General features: G+C 61.8%; 4 protein-coding genes and 2 pseudogenes. 2 read left to right on the top strand and 4 right to left on the bottom strand.

The annotated features are described in order from the left end of the window. Window positions 1–397: 397 nt before the first annotated feature. The 3 genes and pseudogenes from C1I98_RS33290 to C1I98_RS45905 form a co-directional block, all read right to left on the bottom strand. Window positions 398–1057 (bottom strand): annotated as a pseudogene (locus C1I98_RS33290) (IS3 family transposase); the annotation flags it as partial. Between the two features lie 120 nt (window positions 1058–1177). Further along, on the bottom strand, window positions 1178–2290 hold the full coding sequence (locus C1I98_RS40850) for a DUF6461 domain-containing protein (protein WP_146607791.1): 1113 nt from the start codon (window positions 2288–2290) through the stop codon (window positions 1178–1180). 106 nt (window positions 2291–2396) lie between these two features. Then, window positions 2397–2801 (bottom strand): NucA/NucB deoxyribonuclease domain-containing protein, encoded by a 405-nt coding sequence (locus C1I98_RS45905; protein WP_158558285.1) that lies wholly within the window; start codon window positions 2799–2801, stop codon window positions 2397–2399. A gap of 977 nt (window positions 2802–3778) precedes the next feature. Between C1I98_RS45905 and C1I98_RS45900 the strand changes: the two are divergent. Together C1I98_RS45900 and C1I98_RS45895 are read left to right on the top strand one after the other, a co-directional pair. Continuing rightward, window positions 3779–3967: pseudogene (locus tag C1I98_RS45900) on the top strand (transposase); the annotation flags it as partial. A 111-nt stretch (window positions 3968–4078) separates the two neighbouring features. Continuing rightward, window positions 4079–4804, top strand: a complete 726-nt coding sequence (locus C1I98_RS45895) for a recombinase zinc ribbon domain-containing protein (RefSeq protein WP_368773554.1) — start codon at window positions 4079–4081, stop codon at window positions 4802–4804. A gap of 146 nt (window positions 4805–4950) precedes the next feature. Here C1I98_RS45895 and C1I98_RS33275 read toward each other — a convergent pair whose 3' ends face one another. Next, window positions 4951–6384: an AAA domain-containing protein gene (locus C1I98_RS33275; RefSeq protein WP_199537403.1), complete on the bottom strand. Its 1434-nt coding sequence runs from the start codon at window positions 6382–6384 to the stop codon at window positions 4951–4953. Window positions 6385–6517: the final 133 nt, after the last annotated feature.

The following is a 6517-nucleotide window of genomic DNA, read 5'->3' as shown; positions in this document are numbered from 1 at the left end:
CACGCGCTGGCATGGTCACACCACCGCCGCGCCCATCAGGCCCGCGCCCGCAGCAGCCACTACTGGAAACGATGGCTACGCCACAACGAGATCCAACTCTAGATCACGAAACATGACTGTAGTACTAATCCACGCGGGGAGCCGTCTAGTCACCGATCATCCCTGGAGGGATCGCAACGATGCGGGTCTTGGTCTTGTGGCAGCGGGTGCACTCGTCACCGATCATCCCTGGAGGGATCGCAACACCACCTGGCCGTTCGTGCCGGGGATACCGGCGTGTCACCGATCATCCCTGGAGGGATCGCAACATGGTCTACATGCAGGCCGACGTTTCCGATACCGCGTCACCGATCATCCCTGGAGGGAGGGGGCTCACCCCGAAGTGTGGACACCGTAGTTATGCGGCGAGCAGCACCCTATCGATGGTCTGCTGCTCGTAGTCGATCGGGCTCAGGTAGCCGAGGGCGGAGTGCCTCCTTCGAGTGTTGTAACGGGTGATCCACTTGAAGACCGCCAGGCGGGCTTCACGCGCCGAGGACCAGCGTCTGGCCCCCTGCAGCGTCTCGCGTTTGAGGCTGGCGTTGAACGCCTCCGCGGCGGCGTTGTCGGCGCTGGTGCCCACCGCGCCCATGGACAGGCGCACACCGAGCTCGGCGCATACCCCGGCGAACTCGGCCGAGGTGTACTGCGCTCCGTGATCGGCGTGGAAGATCGCCCCGCTCAGATCGCCCCGCGTCGCGGCGGCGGCCCGCAACGCGTCGCTCACCAGAGCGGTGCGCATGTGATCGGCGATCGACCAGCCCGCCAGCCGCCGTGAGCCCAGGTCCAGCACCGTGGCCAAGTAGAGAAACCGGCCATCTCCGATGGGCAGGTAGGTGATATCGCCCACATAGCGGCGGTTCGGCGCCTCGGCGGTGAAGTCCCGCCGGATCAGATCGGGCACCTTCTGAGCGGACGGCTCCGGCACCGTGGTGCGGACCTTCTTTCGCAGATGCAGCCCGACAATCCCGAAACGGCGCATCACCCGCGCAACGCGCTTGTGGTTGACCATGCGGCCCCGGGCGCACTAGGATTACGGACGAAACTTTGTAGAGATGCACTTTGGCTGAGCAACTCCGGTCTATGAGATGGGGAACACATCTCCAATTGAGGATTATCCTCAATAGGGCATGGCTTTCTATTCTTGCATCCAGATGTAATCTGCAATGACGGCGAGTACACGCTGCATCTCGTTATCACCGTTCTGCAAATCTAGGTGTGTCAGCCCGGCAGCATATACAGTATACTTGGCCGCTTTAGCGAGATCGATATCGGGGTCCAATGCGCTACACAATGCCTCAACAGCTCGCCTCTTCAGCTGTAGACGACCGTAATTGGTGTGGTGCCCTGGATTCAACACCTCTTCCCGGTCGGCAGCCGGGTGAGCGGCGAAGGCCTCCAGAGACTGGGCATCATATTGGTCACGCAAACCAAGTAGGCGTCGATGCGTGATACGGACACGTTCGCCCCGATTGCCATTGATTATGAGCCGCATAGCCTCATCAACTAGAGATCCTTCAAGTCTACTAGTGGAGACCGCCAATTGTGCAGCAATCCGAATGATATTCGGCAGTTTGTCGGGCCTGGGATCGGCTACGATAGTCGCGAGAAGGGGATTACCTCTTACGATCTCTTCCATATCTTCATCTAGCATGATGGATGGAGCGTCAACGGCGCTGGCAGCTCTAGGATGCAGCCTTATGCTCATGTGAAGGCTATTCAGCCAGGCTTCGTCAATATGAATCCCTGAGAGTTCCTCGCCCAGTGCGAAAGCTGCAGCTTGCCAGTTCTCACGCCACTGCGTTTCGGTCACCGATCTACGCGCCAGCCACCGCTGCCCCGATCGCGGAGATACTGTCGGCAAATTGAAAGGATCAAAGGCAGCAATGATTCGTCCGCTGACGACGTAGGTTACACCGACGTCCTGATTGACCGTCCAGTAGACACTGTATGCCTCACTCTTGACCGCCATCTGCTTAAGGATCGCCTCACTGCTTCCACGACAGGATAACGGTTCCATGACGACTGTCCACATACTCTGCTGTTCGACCAGGGTGACACCAGTACCCTCGGGGTACAACTCGTATGCGAGCGTGACCGCCTCACTCCAGGTCTGCTCTGAATCACTATCCGGGTTACCCGCCAAAAGGCGGACAACTTCGTTGAGATCGCTGTTTCTCACCCACGTGAAACACCCGTGCTCCGGTAGTATTGCTCGAATATTTAAGTAAAGACTGAACAGTGTGCTCAAGGGGGGACCTAACGCGAAGGAGGATTTATGGAAAGTTCAGGGTGGGAGTAGCTTAAACTACCCCCACCCTACACGGGCTACGGCAACCTAGCCATGATGAAAGACCTCAGTCGACGCCATCGATACTGCAACCATCAAGATCGACCACCTCGTCCGGAAGAGGGTCTATTAAGATGACGCCCGGTGCCCCGCTGACGGGGTGTCGCGTACCTTTCCGAATGACGTCCACCCAGAATGGGTATCTGTCCAGGATGCGATTACGCTGATAGAAAACTGAAGTTCGCGCTCCGGAAGAGCAGTTGTCTCTATCCTTGATGATTTTCACCGAGTAGTTGCTAACCGTACTGGCCGCCCCTTCTCGAGTGCTGGCGAAGGGGAACTCATCACAGCTGTCAGGCTTCTTGTACCCCGGCTTAAGTTTCCGACACTGTGCGATGGATTTTTTCCGATTGTTCTCAATTGTGGTAGCATCTCTTGTTCGATGCAAGCAAGGTGACGCTTGGTTTTGCACCAGCTCGCATCCGACGTTATTCCAGTCGAATCTTCCGGGGATCTTCTTGGATGGAAATTCGGATCAGTTGCGTTTGGATTGTACACGACCGTAGCCCAACGGCTTTGTCCTTCCACTGGAGTCGACATAGGTAGCCTTACAGTTCTTGCCCTTCTCGCCTAACGCAACCGTGAATGTCCTGTCAAGCCAGTCGTCGTCGATTATCCTGACATTGTCTATGCGAATCGACGCTTTAATTTGGCGGCTGTTTACTCCCGTGGGTGCTCCACGAGCCTGAGTGTTCGGTACGCCATTCTTGGCAGCCATACCCACATGGGTGTGGAGTAAGATAGTCATGCGTGCGTACCATTGCGCGGTACTGAAGAGCGGAGTGCGTCGGTCTACACTACCGTCTTCCTCTCTCTCCAATCCAAACGGCATAGCACATATTGAAAGAGTTCTTTGACCACCATCCCCGTTTGTGAAGCGAGCCCGCGACATCAGGTCTGTTCGGTTCTCCCACGCGACTAGCGCAGTCTTCAGGCTTCGCCCGGTTGTAGGGGAACCTGCTGGCTGCCACAGCCTGGAAGTGAGTTTCCGGTTTGGGGGAACTAGATGACGATCCGCTGTCTATCTGGACGATTTCCCAGTCCGACCACGGTCCTGCTGCTCCCCCCGCCATTGCCCGGGCACGCCAACGGATCCACTGCCCATCGACGAGCTTGCCGGCGGGAACCTGAATGGTTCCGAAGTGCCCTGACTCCACTCCAGCGATGCTCCCCGACCAGATAAGGCCTTCGGAGGAGTTATCCGGATCGTGCTCCACGGCAACTTCGAAGGTGGAAGCCCGGGTTTCCGGGTCATTGACTCGCGCGTTCAGCTTAGGGGTGGTAGTAGAAGTCGTCCAGCCGCCCGGCCACTCAGAGCGTGTTTGAGAAGATCATTTATGTCCGGCGTGGCGACGTGATCATCGGACGCGAGACCGCCAAGCTGGCCCGGTGCCCCCTGATCGCTACCCCTCCGACCTCACCGACGCTCAGTGGCAACTGATCGAGCCCCAGCTACCCGAGCCGAACACCGGAGGGCGACCGGAAAAGCACCCACGTCGGGAGATCGTCAACGCCATCCTGTACGTCGTGCGATCGGGATGCCCGTGGCGGTACCTGCCCACCGACCTGCCGCCCTTTATCTGGAATCTGGGCCAGGTCGTCAAGCGCGATCTGTCCTGGGCCCGGGACCTTGGCGGACGTCCACGATCGGAAGGATGGTCGCGGTGGCTGGGATGCCGATCTGACGGGGTGTTGGGCCTGCTGGCCCAGGCCATCCTCGCCGGCCGAGGCCGGGGCCCGACCGCGCACAAGCCGCATCGCACCCGCCGGCCGTACCTGCTGCGCGGGGTGTTGTTCTGCGGGTACTGCGAGCGGCGGATGCAGGGCAACTACAACCACGGGGAGTGCTACTACCGGTGCCGCTACCCGGCCGAGTACGCCCTGGCCAACGATGTCGATCACCCCAAGACCGTGTATCTGCGCGAGGCCGACGTGCTGCCCCCGCTGGACGCCTGGCTCGCCACCGCATTCGGCGAGGAAAGAATCACGCAGACCGCCCAGGAACTGGCCGCCTCCGGCCAGGACCGTACAGCCGGTACCGCCGATGAGGCGCTGCGCGGGCGGATCGCCGAATGTGACCGCAAGCTGGCCGCCCACCGCGCTGCGCTGGAGGCCGGGGCCGACCCCGCTCTGGTCACCGGGTGGATCACCGAGGTCCAGACTCAGCGGGCGGCGGCTCAGGCGCAGCTCAGGAAGGTCGGCGCAAGGCGGCGGATGACCGTGGAAGAGATCCACGCGGTGATGGCCGCCATCGGTGACCTGGTACAGGTCCTACAGCAGGCCGACCCGGCCGACAAGGCGGAGCTGTACGCGCAGATCGGGCTGCGGTTGACCTACCGCCCCCAGAAGCGGCTCGTGGAGGCGCAGGTAACGCCAAACCCTCACGTGTGCGAAAGGTTGGTGTCCGAGGACTGAGCCCCACCGGACGCACATGGCCCGCCATTATACGTGCACATCGGATCCGCCTGGCCTGACGTGTCTTCGCACCCCGCTCGAATGTAGCGGTAGGGCCGGATCAGACGGGGGCCGGCGTTGGCCGCCGCCGGCACGGGGCCGGAATGCTACGGTCTGGGCTTGTGGGAGGGCCCTCTCCGGGTGCTGAAGTTGACAGGCGCGTGCCATGCCCGACCTCCGGAACCCACCTGACAGGTCCGGGCGTAGCAGCGCCAGTACCACTCGCCGTTCTTTCTGCGCCGAAGGTCGATATCGCTGCCACCACACCGCCCGCACGCAGGTGGGGAGGAGAATTCGGCGGCGTGTTCGTGTTCGAGGATCCTTCTGGCGAAATGGGCGCCGCGCATCGTCAGCATGATCTCTCGGGTCCTGCTCTGCGACAGAGCGTTCAGGCTGCCGAGCATGACGGTCCGCTCGTCGATGACCACGATCTTCTGGTGCATGTGATTCACGGACACGACGGTGTGCGCTACAGCGCGTACTTGGTTGATCAGGTCGAGGTGTCTGTCCTGGAGCTGGTCGGAAGGGTCGCGGAGGAAAACGGTGATTCGGACGCCGCGCGCCGCCGCCCCCGCCAGGCCGGGAAGCAGTTTCAGCACACGTGAGGCCACCCAGGGCGTCCAGATCCAGAGGGAGTGTTTCGCGTCGCGGATGGCGGCGGCGAAGGCGGTGTAGAAGTGCAGCTCGTCGTGAACGTCGGTCACCTCGACGTGACGGGCCAGTACTTCTTTGAGCTGGTTGCCGAAAACCCCGAGATATGATTCGGCCGCTGCGGTGGCGGGCGGGGTCACTAGCGCGGCGGCCTTTACCGGACGGACCTGCCCCGCCTGGAGCAGGCCACGGACATACGACAGCGCCGTGCCGGATTGTGCCAGAGACACCCGCTCGCGGCTGGCGACGACGTACAGGCGGGTGCGTACGCGGGTGACTGCCACATTGCACAGACGCAGCCCTATCCGCTGCCAGGACGTGGCGTCCGGAGCCCGGCTGGCATGAGCCATCCACATCCCGTTGCCGAACCGTCCTTCGACGGTGTCGAAGACCACGATCGGAAACTCCCGCCCTTGGAATCGGTGCGCGGTGCCCACCTCGGCCAGCGGTGACCCCTCACCCTCGATGTCGCGCAGCGCTTCCAGCGTGGCCTCCGCCTGGCTTCGATACGGCGTGACGACTCCGACCTCATCGCCGTCCGCGACGTGCAGCTCGGCCAGGGCACGCGACAGCAGGACACCGGCGGGCCACCAGCCACTGGAACGGCCGGTGAGCCGCGGGTCCGCGAGTTCGTTCAGGCCGTCGGTGTCGATGAGCACGATCTCCGGATCGCTGGAGTCGCGCGGTTTGACCGAGGGCCCGGCGAGCAGGGTGCCGTCGTAGGCCAAGGCGTTGGCCAGGGTCATCACGGTGGGGCCGAACCGGTTCTGGGTAACCAGGCTTATGCAGTTCGGATGGCGGTGGGCGGCGGTCGGGTCCTGGATGCCGCAGTGCTCGAAGACGTCCGGTAGTAGCCACCGCCTGACGTCGGCGCGCTTGCTCTCACTCAACTTAGTGCGTGTTTGAGAAGATCGTTCATGTCCGGCGTGGCGGCGTGACGAGACATGCCGATACCGCCAAAGTGGCTCAATGCCCCCCGCTCGCTACCCCTCCGACCTGACCGACGCCCAGTGGGAACTGATC

It is taken from the genome of Spongiactinospora gelatinilytica (assembly GCF_003236385.1).
Lineage (GTDB): Bacteria > Actinomycetota > Actinomycetes > Streptosporangiales > Streptosporangiaceae > Spongiactinospora > Spongiactinospora gelatinilytica.
This window is presented reverse-complemented; position numbering and strand designations above follow the sequence as displayed.